The organism is Pseudomonas sp. 57B-090624, from assembly GCF_003234055.1.
In the GTDB taxonomy this organism is placed as follows: Bacteria; Pseudomonadota; Gammaproteobacteria; order Pseudomonadales; family Pseudomonadaceae; genus Metapseudomonas; species Metapseudomonas tohonis.
In genome coordinates, this window is the sequence record NZ_QKRU01000034.1 from 39115 (window position 1) to 54964 (window position 15850).

Genomic DNA, 15850 nt, shown 5'->3' on the forward strand with positions numbered 1-15850 from the left:
AGCCTGCTAGCTGAAGGTCTGCATGTACGGCCCAGCATTCAGGCGGATTGCGGCAGCCACGTTCGGCGCCCGCTCACACAGTTCGGTCGAACGCGCCAGCACACGCTCCAGCGCTGCTAGTTGCCCACGAATGACCTCCTCCGGCCGAGCTACGTCGCAAACGCTGGCGAACTCGAGCAACCCCTGCCTGGAAGCGAGCAGTGACTTGTTACCGACCAGCTCCAGTGCCAGTACGTCCTCGGGAATGTAGGCCGTGGTGTTGACGATGTCGTAGGCAGGCGCCAGCCGTGCATCACGCTGCGTAGGGTCGGAATACAGCAGTCCGAAGTTCTTCAGATGGGCATCACCATTTCCAACGATGCAGCTCAAGCTGACCATCGCGAACAACTGCGCCAATGAATCCTGCACCTGCTCCGGCGAGCAGAACAGACGGATGGCCTTGGCGATGGCCGAGTAGCTCTTGCTGTACTTCTGCTCTGCAGCCAGGCCCATCAACGCGGCCATGTCTTCGAAGCCGATGGGATCGAGTTGCTCGTCCCGATCAAAACGGCGCATGACGAACAGCCTGGTGTTGTCGGACAGGTAGAACTCCGGCACCACAATTCCCGCCTCCCTGGCCACGGACATGCAGAGGAACTCGTTGATAGCCAGCCCAGGAAACTCGTCTCGGCCACTCTTGATGATCAGTTCGGAGGTTTTCGACGTGAGCTGCTGTGAAGCTGCGCCCGACTGTTCTGGAACCAGCACCTTCGGCTGCACGCCCGAAATCCCGGCGCGCAGAATGTAACGATCCACCAGGCTGGCAAAAATATCCTCAGTACCATCCCAAGCCAGGATTTCCTCCAGCCTTTCGCCCGGGAACTGCTGTCGCCGCAGAAGCGCATCGACCTCATCCGAGCTGACGGCTACCCGCCCGATAGGCGAACTGCTGCCGGAAAGCGCCAGCAGCAACATGGGATCGACACGCACCATCTTGGCCAGGCGATTGCGCAATTGTTCCAGGACATAGCCTTCCGGCAGGTTCATCTGGAAGATGGGGTGCAGCTCCCGGTAGCGGTATTCATCAACACGCACAGGCATGAGCAGGCTGATGGACGCCTGCGCCCTGGCCTCTTCGTGGTAGCGAAACAGATAGTCCCCGTTGGAGCTGAGCACCCTCCCACTCTCGCCCTCCGGCGTTGCCACCCGCAGCACGGCTGTCATCAGGCGAACACTCCCTGGATCTCGTCCAGCGTCGGCATGGCCGCAGGTACCAGCGCGAACTCACAGTCCATGGCTCCCAGCGCTCGCGCGTAGGTCAGCATGCCAACCGACAAATCGCCTCTCTCGATAGCGATGACCTTCTGCCGGGTGATACCCGCCAGCTCAGCCAGCCTGGCCTGCGTGAGCCCGCGATTCAGGCGGCACTGCCGGATCTTCTCGCCAAGGCGTGCCGTGATAAGGGAATGATCCATGTTCTATATACGTAACAAATGGTATTGAATGTAACGTATACCTGACTCATGGAAAGATCAAAGCGAACCAGCACCGCCCTGATCACGCACCGAGATCGACGTCATTCAGGCGGCCCAACTACCGCCGTCAGCGTGAGCAGCGGCGGCTGTCCCGACATCCCAGGGCTGCGGAACCTCATATGAGCCACCGCCGTGACGCTCAACCCCGCGCGTTGGGCCTCGTGCCCCGGCCCAACCTACACCTACATCTCTCCCCCTCAAACCCTCGGCCAGAGCACCGGAAACAGGCGGTGTTCCATGGGTGCGCCGGCTGCCAGTTCGTCCGCCAGCCCGGGGAATTCCGGGGAGGTTTTCCAGGGCCTTGGGGCGTGGACCATGTCTTCACCGAGAAAGCGCAGGGAGAAGGCGCGGCGTCGGCTCTTGCCGCCCACGCCACCGGAGCCGTGGAGGGTGAGCATGTGGAAGAACACCGCGTCGCCCGGCTCCAGCTCCCAGCCGAGGATGTTCCAGCGGAAGCGATCGGCCTCGATATCCGGCAGGTCGGCCAGGGTGCCTTCGGGGAACCAGCGGGCCTGGTTGTCGAGGAAGGTGCGCGGCATCAACCAGGGGCCGAGGTGGGAGCCGGCGACGAACTCCAGGGTGGAGGCGCGCGCCACCGGGTCGACGGGCATCCACATGCTGCAGTTCTGCCGGCCCTCGACGTTGTAGTAGGGCTGGTCCTGGTGCCAGGGCGTGCGCTGGCGGGTGTTGGGCTCCTTGACCAGCAGGTGGTCGTGGTAGAGGCGCACGGTGCCGCCGCCCATGAGCTGCGAGGCGACGGAGCCGACACGGCTCTCGAAGATGAAGCGGCGGTATTCGTCGAATTCCCGCCAGTTGCAGAAGTCCTCGAAGAACCAGCCCGGGTCGTCGGGACGGCTGGCGACCTTGGCGCGCTCGCTGGGGTTGGCGAGGTTGCGCTCGATGCCCTGCTTGAGCAGCGCCACCTCCTGGGCCTTGAACAGTTGGCGCACGCAGATGGCGCCGTCGCGGTGGAAGTCTTCGATCAGCGAATGGGGCAGCTCGAATTCATAGGGGTGCCGGGTCATGGAGGTTTCCTTTGCGTGCGTGATCAGGGACGAAGGGTCGATGCCGCATCCGCCGGCTCGTCGCCAGGCCCCTTCATGAGGTAGGCGATGCCCAGGAGCATGAGCCAGAGGCTGCCGATATAGAGCGCGGTACGGGTGTCTGGGAAGCTCGCCATCACGGCGAAGACGAACAGCATGAAGGCGATCGCCAGGTACTGCCCCCAGGGCCAGAACGGCACCGGGAAGCGCAGCGCGGCGACCTCCTGCGCGTCGAGGCGACGGCGCATGGCGACCTGGGAAAGCAGGATCATCAGCCACACCCAGACCACGGCGAAGGTCACCAGGGAGGCGAACAGCAGGAACAGCTCGTTGGGCAGCAGGTAGTTGAGTAGCACGCCGACGAGCAGCGCGAGGGTCATCACCAGGACCGTCATCCAGGGCACGCCGGCAGGTGAGAGCCGGGCGAAGGAGGCCGGCGCCTGGCCATTGCCGGCCATGCCGTAGAGCATGCGGCCTGTGCAGAAGATGTCGCTGTTGATGGCGGAGATGGCCGCCGAGATCACCACCAGGTTGAGGAGGGTGGCGGCGGCGTCGATGCCCAGCCCGCTGAATATCTGCACGAAGGGGCTGCCCTGGCTGCCGATCTTCGGCCAGGGGTAGATGGCCATCAGCACCAGCAGGGTCAGCACGTAGAACAGCAGGATACGCAGCGGCACCGAGTTGATGGCCTTGGGGATCATCCGTTGCGGGTCCTGCGCTTCACCGGCGGTGAGGCCGATCACCTCGATGCCGCCGAAGGCGAAGATGACGATGGTGAAGGACGCCACCATGCCCTCCAGCCCATTGGGGAAGAAGCCGCCATGGGCCCAGAGGTTGGCGAAGGAGGCCACCCCGCCCGCATCGCCCAGGCGGATGCCGAACACCAGCACCGTGAGCCCGGCGAGAATCATCGCGACGATGGCCACCACCTTGAGCAGCGAGAGCCAGAACTCCAGCTCGCCGAACACCCGCACGTTGCACAGGTTGATAGCGGCGATGACGAACACGATGCCCAGCACCCAGACCCAGCGCGGGGTATCGGGAAACCACAGGCCCATGTAGATGCCGAAGGCGGTGACGTCGGCGAGGCACACCATCAGCATCGAGAAGACGTAGGTCCAGCCGGTGAGAAAGCCGGCGAAGCGCCCCAGGTAGCGGTTGGCATAGTGGCCGAACGAGCCGGCCACCGGCGTGCGCACGGCCATCTCGCCCAGGGCGCGCATCATCAGGTACACCGCCGCGCCGGCGATCAGGTACGCCAGCAGCACCGAGGGGCCGGCGCGCTGGATGGCCGCCGCCGAACCGTAGAACAGCCCCGTGCCGATGGCGGAGCCGAGGGCCATGAAGCGGATATGCCGGGCATTGAGCCCACGGCGCATTGTCGAGTTGTGCATTGCGTTACCCCTTTCTTGTTGTTGTTCGTCAGTGTCGGCGTCACAGGTGCGGCACCAGCCGCTCGCCCCTGGCCCGCGACAGGCACGGCATCAAGGTGCGCTGGGCCGCCTTTTCTGCGTCGCTCCGGTACCGGTCCTGGTGTTCCGCCTCGCCCTCGTGGATGCGGGTTTCGCACCGCTATCGGTTTGGAATCGTCGACCATCCTCAACCTCCTGCCTGCAGCGGGGCGCCGGCGAGGCCGTGAAGCGCCGCGCGCGGTCAACGCCCCTGGTGCGCCTGTGCGACCAGGCGGTGGAAGTGAGCGATGCCGTGTTCGCTCTCACCGCTGCGCTTGCGGTCGGTCATGATGCGCCCCTGGCCCCGATAACCCCGCGAGCGCAGGCCTTTCTGCACGCTCTCCACCAGGCGCAGGTCTTCGGGGCGAAAGACATCGCGGTACCACTCGATCAACGCCCTTTGCGCGGCGGTGAGCTGCTTGTCGAGGAAGTAGATGTCGTACTGCTGCAGGGTGACTTCGGCGCTGACCGGCAGCTCGTAGATCACCGTCATGAAATCCGCGCCCGGCGGTACGTTGAACATGGTGCAGGGCCAGGCCCAGAAGCCGGCGAAGGATGGGTTCTGCACCGAGTCGTCGAACCTGAAGGACCGGGCCGAGGGCTTGGCCTCGCCGTATTGCAGCGTCCAGTTGCCGTGCAGGCTGTGGGTATAGCGATTGATGTCCACCGAGTCGGAGAAGCCGGGGTGGGCCGGCCCGCAGTGGTAGCACTCCATGTAGTTGTCGACGATGGACTTCCAGTTGGCCGCCGTTTCGGTGACGAAGCGGGCGGCCAGGTGCAGGTCGTCGATCACCGGGCAGGCCTTGCGCATGGCGGCCTCCAGCCCCGGCAGCTGCTGCTCCACCGGGCCGGCGTCGCTGTCCATGTTGATGAAGACGAAGCCGGCGTACTCCTGTACCCGCAACGGCACCAGGCTCGAAGCGCTCTTGTCGAACCCGGCCACCTCGGCGCAGTTGCGCGCATGGGCCAACTCCCCGTCGAGGCGGAAGGCCCAGGCGTGGTAGGGGCAGGTGATCACGTTCCTCGCCATACCGCTGCCCTGCAGCAACTGGTGCCCGCGATGGGGGCAGACGTTGAAGAAGGCGCGCAGCTCGGCATCCCGCCCCCGCACGATGAGGATGCTCTCGCCGATCAGCTCGCGGGTGACATAGGCATTGTTCTCGGCCAGCTCACTTCGGTGCGCCACGCAGATCCAGCTGCGGGCGAGGATGGCCTCCTTCTCGTATTCGAAGATGTCCGGGTGCGTGTAGTAGCTGGCGGGCAGCGTATGGGCGAACTCGGGATCAGCGCAGAAGTCGGCGGGCAGTCGCTGGATGCTGTTCATCATCGGTACTCCTCTATGGCGCCTGGCCGGGCAAGCCCGGGCGTAGGCAACTTCTTGTGGTATCGCTCGATTAGGGGGGCTTGCTGGCCATGCCCGCCCCCATCCGGGCATGACGTCGGGTCAGGGTGCCGGGGCGATGGCGGCCCCTCCGCCCTCCTCGCGCGCCGCGCGGGACTCCTCGGCGATGCGCTGGGCGGGTACCTGGCCGTAATCCTCCAGCAGCCAGCGGAACAGGCCCCAGATCATAACCAGCAGGATCAGCGTGAACGGGATGGCCGTGAGCACCACCGCCGTCTTCATGGTGGGCAGGGAGGCCTTGGCGAACAGCATCGCCAGCGGGATCAGCGTCAGCATCACGCACCAGAACAACCGATGCGTGGGCGTCGGGTCCTGCCCCTCGCGCAGGTTGCGTGTACTGGTGGCGGCCACGGCATAGGCGACGGCGTCCATGTGCGAGGCGCAGAACACCGCCATGAGGACGAGGTAAGCCGCAAGGAACAGCTTGCCCAGGGGCAAGGCGTTGAACAGCAGCTCCACGGCCACCTCGCCGCCTTGAGTCGCGAGGACACCCGGTACATCGACCACGCCGGCAACGAATTGATGAACGCCGTAGCTGCCGAGCACACCGAAGAAGAACCAGCAGCCAGCGGTGCCGCCGAGAATGAGCGCGGCGATCACTTCGCGTACCGTGCGCCCTCGGGAAACGCGGGTGACGAACATCGCCACCCCCGGTGCGTAGGACACCCACCAGAGCCAGTAGAAGACCGTCCAGTTACGGGTGAAGGCGCCCTCGCCGGCCGGGTCGGTGAACAGGCTCATGCGCACGAAGTTCTGCAGGGTGATGCCGAACGCGTTGGCGGTGTTGTCCAGGATGAAGCGCGTCGGCCCTATCACCAGTATCAGGCCGGCGAAACCGAGCACACCGAAGCCCACCAGCCTGGCCAGGCGCTGCATGCCGCCATCGATGCCGACGTAGGAGCTGAGTGAGAACACCAGCGCCACCAGGCCGATGACCAGCACCTGGGTGATGAAGGTATCGGGAATGCCGGTGAGGCTGGCCAGGCCGCGGGTCAGGGTGGTGGCGGTGACGGCGAGCGGTACCGTCAGCGCGCCGAACATGGTGAGCAGGAAGGTCAGGTCCACCAGGCGGCCCATGGGCCCGGCCGCGCGGAACCCGGTCACCGCCTCGACGATCGATGCCAGCCCCAGGCCACTGCGCTTGCGCACATGGAAGTGGTAGGCCAGCGCCAGGGACGACAGCGCATAGACCGCCCAGGCGCTGATGCCCCAGTGGAAGAAGGTGAAGCTGACGCTGTGCTCCAGCGCCTGGGCCGAGCCGGCCGCGAGGTTCAGGCCCGGCGTCTGGTAGTAGTAGGCCCACTCCATGATTCCCCAGTAGAGGGTCGAGGAGCCCAGGCCCGCGCAGATGAACATGAATACCCAGGTGGTGTTGCCGAATTCCGGCCGCCCGGCGCCGAGGCGGATCTGCCCGTACTTGCTGAACGCCAGGTAGAGCACCGCCACCCCGCAACCGAAGACGAAGAGCTGCACCAGGGTGCCGAAGGTCCGGGTCGAGGAGTCGAAGATGCGATCGGCAAAGGCCTCGGACTCCTGGGGGAACAGCGCGAGACCGGCCACGGTGATGGACACGGCGATCAGGCTCGCGGCGATGAGAAAGGAGTCCTTGCGGGGGTTCTGGGGCATGCATGCCTCCCGGCCACGTCGGGCCGAACTCGACGGATGGGTTGTTCTTGTTGGTCTTGATGGCCACAGCCACCCCACGCGCACGGGGAACGCACCTCAGCCCCGGTACCACCCCCAGGGCTCCTCGCTGATGTATTCGGTCACCTGCTTCACCTCCAGGTAGTTGTCGAGCCCCCAGGGGCCAAGCTCGCGGCCGAGGCCGCTGAGGCGGGTGCCGCCCCAGGGGGCCTGGACGAGGGCCGGTTGCGAGCAGTTGATCCAGGCCACGCCGACCCGCAGCTGACCAGCGACGCGGCGGGCGCGGTCCAGGTCGGTGCTCATCACCGCGGCGGCGAAGCCGTAGAGGCTGTCGTTGGCCATCGCCACGGCCTGCTCCTCGGTGCCGAAGCGCTTGACGCTCAGCACCGGCCCGAGGATTTCGTGGCGCCAGAGGGGGCTGCCGGTGTGGGGCTCGTCGAAGACGGTGGGCTCGATGAAGTAGCCGATGTGCAAGCCCGGCGGGCGGCGCCCGCCGGTGAGCAGGCGCGCGTCCTGCCGGCCCTGGGCGATGACCTCCATCACCTGGCTGTAGCGGGCCGCGCTGACCAGCGGCCCCATCTGCACGCCCGGCTCGGTGCCGGGGCCGATGCAGATAGCCCGCACGGCCTCCACCAGCCGCTCCAGCAGGCGTTCGGCGATGTCCTGCTGCACCAGCAGGCGCGAGGTGGCGCTGCTGGCCTGGCCCTGGTTGTGGAAGATGCCGTAGAGGGCCCACTCCACGGCGGCATCGAGATCGGCGTCGTCGAAGACGATGAGGGAGGATTTGCCGCCCAGCTCCAGGGTCGGGTTGTTGAAATCGGCAGCGGTGCCGGCCACCAGCTTGGCTCCGGTGATCAGCCTCCCGGAGAAGGCCAGCTTGTCCACCTCCGGGTGCTGCGCCAGGGCCTGCCCCGTCTCCTGGCCCCGGCCGGGCAGGATGTTCAGCACGCCCGGCGGCAGGCCCACCGCATGGGCGGTATGGCCCAGTTGCAGGGCGGTCAGCGGTGTCAGCTCCGAGGGCTTGAGCACGCAGGTGGCGCCCGCCGCCAGGGCCGGCGCCACCTTGCGGGCGGCCATGAGCAGGGGGAAGTTCCAGGGCACGATCAGCGCGGCCACGCCCACCGGCTCGTGGCGGATGCGGCAGCTGAAGCGTGGGTCGTCCAGCACCAGTGGCTGCTCCTGGCGCTCGTCCAGTTCGCAGGCCAGAGCGGCGTAGTAGCGGAAGCAGGCGATGGCCTCGGTGACATCCTGCCGGGCCTCGGGCAGCGGCTTGCCGTTGTCGAGCACCTCCAGCAGGGCCAGCTCCTCGGCACGGCGCTCGAGGTCATCGGCCATGGCCTCCAGGAAGCGCGCACGCACGGCACCCCGGGTGTGGCCCCACTCCCCTTCGAAGGCACGGCGCGCGGCCTGCACCGCCAGGTCCACCTCCTCGATGCCGGCCGCAGACAGCTCCTGCAGGGTCATTTCAGTGGCGGGGTTGATGCTGCTCAAGCGGTTGGGGCGACTCGGGCCGACCCAGCAGCCGTCGATGTAGAGCGTTGTGTCGTTCATGGTGGTTCCTTCACTCATGGCCCTGCATGGGGCCTGGCTGTGAGCGTCGCCTGGGGCAAGCCCCTGGCGACGCGCAGTGGCGGCGACGTTCAGCACGGCCCACTCCCCTCCGGCCTCGCCAGAGGGGTGCTCGGCCGAGGCGGGCCGCTGGCGAGCCGGGTAGAAAGGCGACCGACGCAAAAGAGCGCGCGCCGGCCGATCGGGAAGCGTCATTCCGGCGCCACGTTCAGCAAGGCGCGGCGGCGATAGCCCAGTACCGCCAGCGCGAGGCTGGCCACCAGCACCGGTACCGCGAGCCAGATGAAGAAATCGGGCAGGCTGCCCGCCTGGGCGAACAGCCAGGCACCCATCATGGAGCCGACGATGGACCCGGCGCGCCCCGCCGAGAGGGCCCAGCTCACCCCCGTGGCCCGCGCGTCCACCGGGTACAGCGTGGCGGCGAAGATGCTCAGGTTGGACAGCAGCCCGCTGAGGCCGAAGCCCGCGATGAACACCATCAGCATCAGCTCACTGGCGCTGCCCAGCTGCGAGCCGATCATCCCCAGGGCCAGCGCCGAGAACGCCGCCTGCAACGGCAGCACCCAACGCGGCCCGACGCGGTCCAGCACCAGCGCCATGACGATGCTGCCGAGCACCCCGCCCATGGGAATCATCGAGGCGATATGTGCCGACTCGCTCGCTCCGTAGCCGCTGGAACGGAGGATGGTGGGCAGCCAGTTGGTCAGCAGGTAGAAGACGAAGAGCCCGCAGAAGAAGGTCAGCCACAGCATCAGCGTGCGCAGTACCCGTTCCCGCTGGAACAGGACGGACACCGGCGAGCGCGGCTGCTCGGGCAGGTCGCCCACCAGGATCGCGCCGCGCCAGCTGTCCCTGCCGCCGATGGCGGTGACCAGGCGCAACAGGGTCTTGCGCTGGCGCTTGTGGCCCACCAGGAAGTACAGCGACTCCGGCAGCCAGCGCATCAGCACCGGCACCAGGACCAGCGGCGCCAGGCCGCCGAGGGCGAGCATCCCCTCCCAGCCCAGTGCCGGCATCAGCCAGGCCGCCACGCTGCCACCCAGGGCCAGGCCGAGGATGAACCCCGAGTAGCTCAGGGTGGCCAGCAGCATCCGCCGGCGCCGTGGGGAATACTCCGATGACAGGGTGATGCAGTTGGGCAGCACGCCGCCCAGGCCGATGCCGGTGACGAAGCGCAACACCACCAGTTGCCCCAGCCAGGTGGAGAACGCCGCCGCCAGCGTGCCCAGGGCGAACACCAGGATGCCGGCCAGCAGCACGCGCTTGCGCCCGAAGCGATCGGCCAGCGGCCCGCAGCACACCGCCCCCAGCAACATGCCGAACAGCCCTGCGCCGAAGGCCGGCGCCAGCTCGCTGCGCTCAAGCCCCCACTCGAGGATCAGCTCCGGCGCGACGTAGCCGATCACGGCCGTGTCGAAGCCATCCAGCAACACGATGAGAAAACACAGGACCAGCACCCGCACCTGCAACCAGGAGAGCGGGCTGTCGTCGATGATGTCCGCTATACGCACGATTCTCGGCATGAAGGCTTCTCCCTGAAGCGAGCCCCGAATGGGCGAAAGCGACGCTAGCAATGCAGGGAGAACGGGGGCTATGGCGTGGGCGGTAGAGAGGCGATGGCGGGGATGTAAGGCGCGATGCGGGTGGCGTTGGAAACACGGACATACACGGAAGGGGCGCCTGCCAGAGCGGAGGCGGAAGTCCGCACACGACAGACCCGCCGCACGCTAAGCGATGGGCCCACCAATGCAGCGCTCGAAGATTCGCTCAAGGCCCCGGTAGTCACAGAACACAGCCTCGATGTTGGCCCGCAGCCACTCGTCCGCCTCTACCGACCACCAGCTGATTTCATAGCCCGCATTGACGATGAGGTGTTCGAAGAGAATGCGCTGGGCACGACCGTTGCCATCACGAAAGGGGTGAATCACGTTCAGGTCGCCAAAGTACTCAGCCGCCGCAATCACCAGTTCGTCACGGGGCAACCCCTCCAGCCAGGAGGCCTTCTCCAGGGCCGCGAAGATCTTGCCGGCTTCAGGTTCTATGCGCTGCTGGACGCAGAAGTGAGTATCACCTTTGGAGATATCCAACGTTCTGAGCTCGCCAGCCCAGTCATAAACATCCGCAAAGAGTTGCCGATGGATTCGCTGAAGTGCTGCCAGGTCATAGGGGGGAAGTGCGAATTCAATTTCGCTGGCAGCAATCTCGGAGAGGGAGCGTTCGGCTCGGTTCAGAGCCGCGTCGCTGGTCAGACCCAGGCGATTGCGCAAGACCCGGGTGGCGGGGTAGCAGTACGGGTCCTGGCCCGTACCGTACTTGTCGACCATCAGTCTTGCCTGGAGCGGTAGGCACTCAGTACGGACTCACGTGAGGGCAGCTTTCGCTCGCCATCGGCTGGCGTGGTCTCGAACCCTTCCAGGCGCAGGCTGGCCGCGTAGTTGGACCGGCGCGCCTTGGCGTAATAAGCCCTCTTGGCTTGCAGGGACGGCGTTGGCATCGGTGAACCTCCTGTCAGCAACCGCACGATTATAGCGGATCGCCCCACACTTCTCCGCGCCCGTTGGCGGCGTCCGCTCTCCTGGCAAGCCCTCTACCCTCTCCCCCGATCCGCCTCAGAAGCGTTCGTCCGCCATCGCCGGCAGCACCAGCTCGCGCACGAAGGACGCCGTCGACAGGCGCAACGATGCGTCGACCAGGGTGACCACGTCATGCAGCGGGATCAGTTGCCCCTCCCCTCGTGCCGCCGCCTCAGCCAGCGGAGTGGCGAGGTCGTCATCGGTATTCAGGTAGCCCAGTTGCAGCACCGTCACCGCCAGCCGCTGCTCGCGGAAGCCCTCGCGCAATGCATCGGCCATCCCGTTCAGCGCGAACTTGGAGGCACCGAACGCCACCTCGGGCCGCCCGCTGCGATGCAGGGCGGAGGTGGAACCGGTGAGGATCAGTTGCGGCCTGGCAGAGCCGAGCAGCCGTGGCACCAGGCGCTTGAGCAACAACAGCGTGGCGGTGATGTTCACCTCCACCAACCTGGCGAGCGTCTCATCGCTGTCGTTCAGGAAGTCGTATCCCTCGCTGAAGGCCTGCGGCTCCCAGATGCCGATGTTGCAGATGAGCACGTCGAGCTCCGCCGGTGCCTGGGCCTCGATATGCGCCATGGCTACCTTCGGCTCGGCCAGGTCGGCCTCGATCCACTGGATGTCGACGCCCGCAGCGACCGCCAGGCGATCCGGCCGACTGCGCGACACGCCCACGATCCGGTCCCCCGGCTTGCCCAACCCCTCCACCAACGCACGACCCAGGCCCCGGCTGGCGCCTATCACCATCATCTTCATCAGGTCAGCTCCAGCGCAGATTGAGCACGAGGAAGTTCAGCAACACCCAGATCACCAGCACCAGGTGCGTCAGTTGCAGGCCCTCCTGGCGTATCCAGTAGGCGAACCAGAGCCCGCCCAGCAGCATGGCGAAGAGCGAGGCCAGGGCCACGCTCAGCGCCAGGTTCAACCAGGGTCGAGCAGCCTCCAGCCCACCGCCGAACAGCAGGAGATAGCACCCCGCCCATACGGCGAGAACGGCCACCGCCTGCAGCAGCACGATCACCCCCAGCGCCAGGCGATGCAGCGTCAGCGAAACCAGTGCCCGGCTGAGCAAGGGGATGTCGACCACGGGCGGCTGGCGCAAGGGCGCCATCGACAGCGTCGCCCCCACCGCCCCCACCGAGCTGGCGAAACCGTGCAGGTTGTTGACCAGGGCAATGCCGAGCCACAGCGCAAACCCGAGGAAGCACGTGGCCTGGAAGATCATCAATGAAGTCTGGGTGTCCATTCCGGGTCCTTGTTGGTTGCAAAAGACGCTTGCCGCGCCATGGGTGGCGGGCAAGAACGGGCAGGACGATAAAACCTCAAGCTAAGTTGAGGTCAATAGCCGACGAACAGGGAAAGTGGGCTTGGCCGAGGCGGACGAGCGATACGGCCAGGGAGCCCGCAAACCACTAAGCCGAAATCAGCGAGCCGTCTGGCCGAAGCCCCCTTCCCCACCTGCACAACCCTGGTGCGGAACCGAACCGAATCCATCGACCCGGACATTTCCAAACATGGTATTGATGCACCCCCGTTATCAATACGGTGACTCGGATGAGCATCAACTTCGATTTGAACGACCTCCAGGCGTTTCGGGCGGTGGTGGAGAACGGCAGTTTTCGCAAGGCGGCCGAGGCGGTGAAGATCACCCAGCCGGCACTGAGCCGCCGCATCGAGAAACTCGAATCCGCACTCAACGTGAAGCTGTTCGAGCGGACGACCCGCCGGGTGAGCCTGACGGCGATCGGGCGTGCCTTCGTTCCCGAGGTGGAGCGGGTGCTCGACGAGCTGGACAACGCGTTGATGAGCATCAGCGATATCGCCTCCAGCAGGACGGAGCGCGTCACGGTCGCATGCGTGCCTTCGGCGGCCTATTACTTCATGCCCCAGGCGATCAGCGAGTTTCATCGGTTGTATCCCCGCATCAGGATCGCGGTCGTGGATGCGAGCGCCCATGAAGTGAACGGCGCCGTGGCCAGTGGCGAGGCGGATTTCGGCGTCAGCTTCAGTGGGCACCTGAGCCCGGAAGTGACGTTCGACCTGCTGCTCGAAGAGCGCTATGTGATGGCCTGCCGGCGTGATCATCCCCTGGCGGACCGGGCCTCGGTGACCTGGTCGGAGATGTATGAGCACGACTACATCGCCCTGGACAAGACATCCGGGAACCGCCTCATCATGAGCCAGGCGCTGAAGCGCCTGCACCCCGCAAAGGACAGCATCTGCGAGACCCGGCACGTCACCACGGCGATAGGCCTGGTGGAGGCCGGGTTGGGCGTGGCGGCCGTTCCCTCGATCGCCATGCCGCGTACCCCTCACCCGATTCTCAAGGCCGTACCGCTGGAGGAGCCGCAGGTGCTGCGCAACGTGGGCCTGATCAAGCGGCGCGGGCGTACGCTGACGCCCGCCGCGCTCGAGCTGGAACGGCTGGTCCGGAGCATGCCGGCCAGGCTAGCGGGGGATTGAGTCCAGGCCGGTGGAACGAACGACGGGTTGTGCCGCCGGCGAGGACAGGTAGGCCAGCAACGCCTTCGCCCGCTCCGGGTGCTCGGCATTGCGGGGAATACCGGCGGAGTAGCGGGTTACGGACTGCAGCGACTCCGGGATCTTGCCGACGAAGGTGACACCCGGCACGGGCAAGAGTTCGGCGACTTGCTGGAAGCCCATCTCGACCTCACCCGAGGCGACGGTGGAGGCAACCGGAATCCGTTCGATCATTCTTGCCTTCGGGCCGACCTGCTGCTGGACGCCGAGCTTCCTGAACAACTCGTTCTTGATATAGACCCCGCTGGCGCTATCGGAATAGGCGAGCGCCCGGGCGCTCAGCAGCGTGCGCTTCAGCGCTTGCTCGGTATCGATCGACGGCTTGGGGGCGCCCTGCTTCACGACCATGCCGATGCGCGAATCCGCCAGTTCCACCCTGGAGGCCGGGTCCACCTTGCCCTGCTTGATCAGCTCATCCAGTGCATACCCGACCATGATCACCACGTCGGCGTGCTCCCCTCGCGCCAGGCGATTGGGGATGGCCTCGCGAGCATTGCCCATGGAGGGGCCGAGAATGGTGTTCACCGTGTCGCCGCTGCTCTGCGCGTACGGCGGGCTCAGCAACTTGAAGGCCGCGGTGAAGCCGCCCGAGGTCATGACGTTCAGCTCTTCCGCGCGTGCGGTTGCGTGGATCGCGCACAGGCCGAAGGCGAGCGCGACGAGACGTTTTGCAAATACCTTCATCGAAAATGAATCCTCAGCAAGCGGGGACGGGCGCGCGCGAGGCGCTCCGGCGGTAGAGCACGAGGGTGGAACAGAGGGCGCAGAGCGCGGCGAAGGTCACCCAGTAGCCCGGCGCGCCCTTGTCGCCGCTCAGGTGGATGAGCCAGGTGGAAATCGCGGGGGTGAAGCCGCCGAACACCGCGGTGGCCAGGCTGTAGGCCAGCGAGAAGCCGGCGACACGGACCTCCACCGGCATGATTTCGGTGAGGGCCGGGATCATCGCGCCGTTGTAGAGGCCATAGATGAACGACATCCACAGCAGCACTTCCAGCATGTGCTCGAAACTCGGCGCCTGGGCGAGGAACGACAGCGCCGGGTAGGCCGTGAAGATGGCCAGCGTTGTCATGGCGACGAGGATGGGCTTGCGCCCGAAGCGATCGCTCAGGTGCCCGCCGATGGGGAGCCAGAAGAAGTTCGAGAGGCCGACCAGCAGGGTGACGAGCAAGGCGTCGGTGGTGCTGAGATTCAGCACCGTCTTGCCGAATGTGGGCGCATACACGGTGATGAGGTAGAACGCGGTCGTGGTCATCGCCACCATCAGCATGCCGCCCAGGACGATGCTCCAGTTCGCGGCCAGGGTGGCGAAGACCTGCTTCATCGTCGGGCGCTGGGTGCGGCGGGTGAACTCCTCGGTTTCCTGGAGGCTGCGACGGAGGAAGAAGATGAAGGGGATGATGATACAGCCGATGGCGAACGGAATCCTCCAGCCCCAGTCGGCGACCATCGAAGGCGCCATCAGCTGGTTGAGGCCGTACCCCAGGGCGGCGGCTACGACGATGGCCGCCTGCTGGCTGGCGGACTGCCAGCTGGTGTAGAAGCCCTTGCGCCCCGGCGTGGCCATCTCCGCCAGGTAGACCGACACGCCGCCCAGCTCGGCGCCCGCCGAGAAGCCCTGGAGCAGCCGCCCCACGAGCACGAACAGCGGAGCCCACAGGCCGATGCTCGAATAGCCCGGCACGAGAACGATCAGCAGCGTACCGCTGGCCATGATGGAAAGCGTGACGATCAACCCCTTCCGGCGGCCGACATCATCGATGTAGGCGCCCAGGATCACGGCCCCCAGCGGGCGCATCAGGAAGCCGGCGCCGAACACGGCGAAGGTCATCATCAGCGAGGCGAACTCACTCGAGGCGGGGAAGAAGACGGCCGCAATCTGCGTGGCGTAGAAGCCGAAGAGAAAGAAGTCGAACTGTTCGAGAAAGTTGCCGGACGTGACTCGGAATACAGCACCCGCCTTGGAACGGGCGGCTGACGAGCCTGGCTTGGGGGAGGCATGCATGAGGTGTTTCTCCAGCGGTCTTGTTTGGGCTTATTAGCGCTTTCTGCCGCCGGATTCTGATTGACACACTTTGGAACGATAAGTGCTTTGTTTGCATCCATTGATGCATGGAAT

15 protein-coding genes are annotated in these 15850 nt (G+C 65.9%); 1 reads left to right on the forward strand and 14 read right to left on the reverse strand.

Annotated elements, in window-relative coordinates; genetic code table 11:
• Positions 1-6: 6 nt before the first annotated feature.
• The 12 genes from DMX10_RS17150 to DMX10_RS17210 all read right to left on the reverse strand — a co-directional run bounded on the left by DMX10_RS17150 (position 7) and on the right by DMX10_RS17210 (position 12439).
• On the reverse strand, positions 7-1203 hold the full coding sequence (locus DMX10_RS17150) for a type II toxin-antitoxin system HipA family toxin (RefSeq protein ID WP_111262198.1): 1197 nt from the start codon (positions 1201-1203) through the stop codon (positions 7-9).
• Positions 1203-1454: a helix-turn-helix transcriptional regulator gene (locus DMX10_RS17155; protein ID WP_111262199.1), complete on the reverse strand. Its 252-nt coding sequence runs from the start codon at positions 1452-1454 to the stop codon at positions 1203-1205. The genes DMX10_RS17150 and DMX10_RS17155 overlap by 1 nt, the downstream gene beginning before the upstream one ends.
• Before the next feature lie 257 nt (positions 1455-1711).
• On the reverse strand, positions 1712-2539 hold the full coding sequence (locus DMX10_RS17160; protein WP_111262200.1) for a phytanoyl-CoA dioxygenase family protein: 828 nt from the start codon (positions 2537-2539) through the stop codon (positions 1712-1714).
• Positions 2540-2562: 23 nt separating this feature from the next.
• Complete coding sequence (locus tag DMX10_RS17165) at positions 2563-3951, reverse strand: amino acid permease (protein WP_111262201.1); 1389 nt, start codon at positions 3949-3951, stop codon at positions 2563-2565.
• 259 nt (positions 3952-4210) lie between these two features.
• Positions 4211-5332: an aromatic ring-hydroxylating dioxygenase subunit alpha gene (locus DMX10_RS17175; RefSeq protein WP_111262221.1), complete on the reverse strand. Its 1122-nt coding sequence runs from the start codon at positions 5330-5332 to the stop codon at positions 4211-4213.
• Between the two features lie 120 nt (positions 5333-5452).
• Complete coding sequence (locus tag DMX10_RS17180; RefSeq protein ID WP_111262202.1) at positions 5453-7036, reverse strand: BCCT family transporter; 1584 nt, start codon at positions 7034-7036, stop codon at positions 5453-5455.
• 96 nt (positions 7037-7132) lie between these two features.
• Positions 7133-8605, reverse strand: coding sequence for an aldehyde dehydrogenase family protein (locus DMX10_RS17185; protein WP_111262203.1), 1473 nt, complete (start codon positions 8603-8605; stop codon positions 7133-7135).
• Between the two features lie 209 nt (positions 8606-8814).
• The gene (locus DMX10_RS17190) at positions 8815-10146 is read right to left on the reverse strand and encodes an MFS transporter (protein WP_111262204.1); all 1332 of its coding nucleotides are present in this window, start codon (positions 10144-10146) and stop codon (positions 8815-8817) included.
• Positions 10147-10350: 204 nt separating this feature from the next.
• Positions 10351-10947 (reverse strand): putative adenosine monophosphate-protein transferase Fic, encoded by a 597-nt coding sequence (locus DMX10_RS17195; RefSeq protein WP_111262205.1) that lies wholly within the window; start codon positions 10945-10947, stop codon positions 10351-10353.
• Positions 10947-11117 carry a YhfG family protein gene (locus DMX10_RS17200; RefSeq protein WP_111262206.1) on the reverse strand — a complete coding sequence of 57 codons (171 nt, stop codon included), beginning with the start codon at positions 11115-11117 and terminating at the stop codon, positions 10947-10949. Before DMX10_RS17200 ends, DMX10_RS17195 begins: the two co-directional genes overlap by 1 nt.
• Before the next feature lie 115 nt (positions 11118-11232).
• The gene (locus DMX10_RS17205) at positions 11233-11949 is read right to left on the reverse strand and encodes an SDR family oxidoreductase (protein WP_111262207.1); all 717 of its coding nucleotides are present in this window, start codon (positions 11947-11949) and stop codon (positions 11233-11235) included.
• 4 nt (positions 11950-11953) lie between these two features.
• Complete coding sequence (locus DMX10_RS17210; RefSeq protein WP_111262208.1) at positions 11954-12439, reverse strand: DUF2165 family protein; 486 nt, start codon at positions 12437-12439, stop codon at positions 11954-11956.
• A 308-nt stretch (positions 12440-12747) separates the two neighbouring features.
• On the opposite strand from DMX10_RS17210, the gene DMX10_RS17215 reads away from it, so the two are divergent.
• Positions 12748-13656, forward strand: a complete 909-nt coding sequence (locus tag DMX10_RS17215) for a LysR family transcriptional regulator (protein WP_111262209.1) — start codon at positions 12748-12750, stop codon at positions 13654-13656.
• Here the strand turns inward: DMX10_RS17215 and DMX10_RS17220 are convergent.
• Both DMX10_RS17220 and DMX10_RS17225 read right to left on the reverse strand, forming a co-directional pair.
• Positions 13642-14418, reverse strand: coding sequence for a substrate-binding domain-containing protein (locus DMX10_RS17220; protein ID WP_111262210.1), 777 nt, complete (start codon positions 14416-14418; stop codon positions 13642-13644). The genes DMX10_RS17215 and DMX10_RS17220 overlap by 15 nt on opposite strands.
• Positions 14419-14431: 13 nt before the next feature.
• Positions 14432-15736 carry an MFS transporter gene (locus DMX10_RS17225; RefSeq protein ID WP_111262211.1) on the reverse strand — a complete coding sequence of 435 codons (1305 nt, stop codon included), beginning with the start codon at positions 15734-15736 and terminating at the stop codon, positions 14432-14434.
• Positions 15737-15850 lie beyond the last annotated feature (114 nt).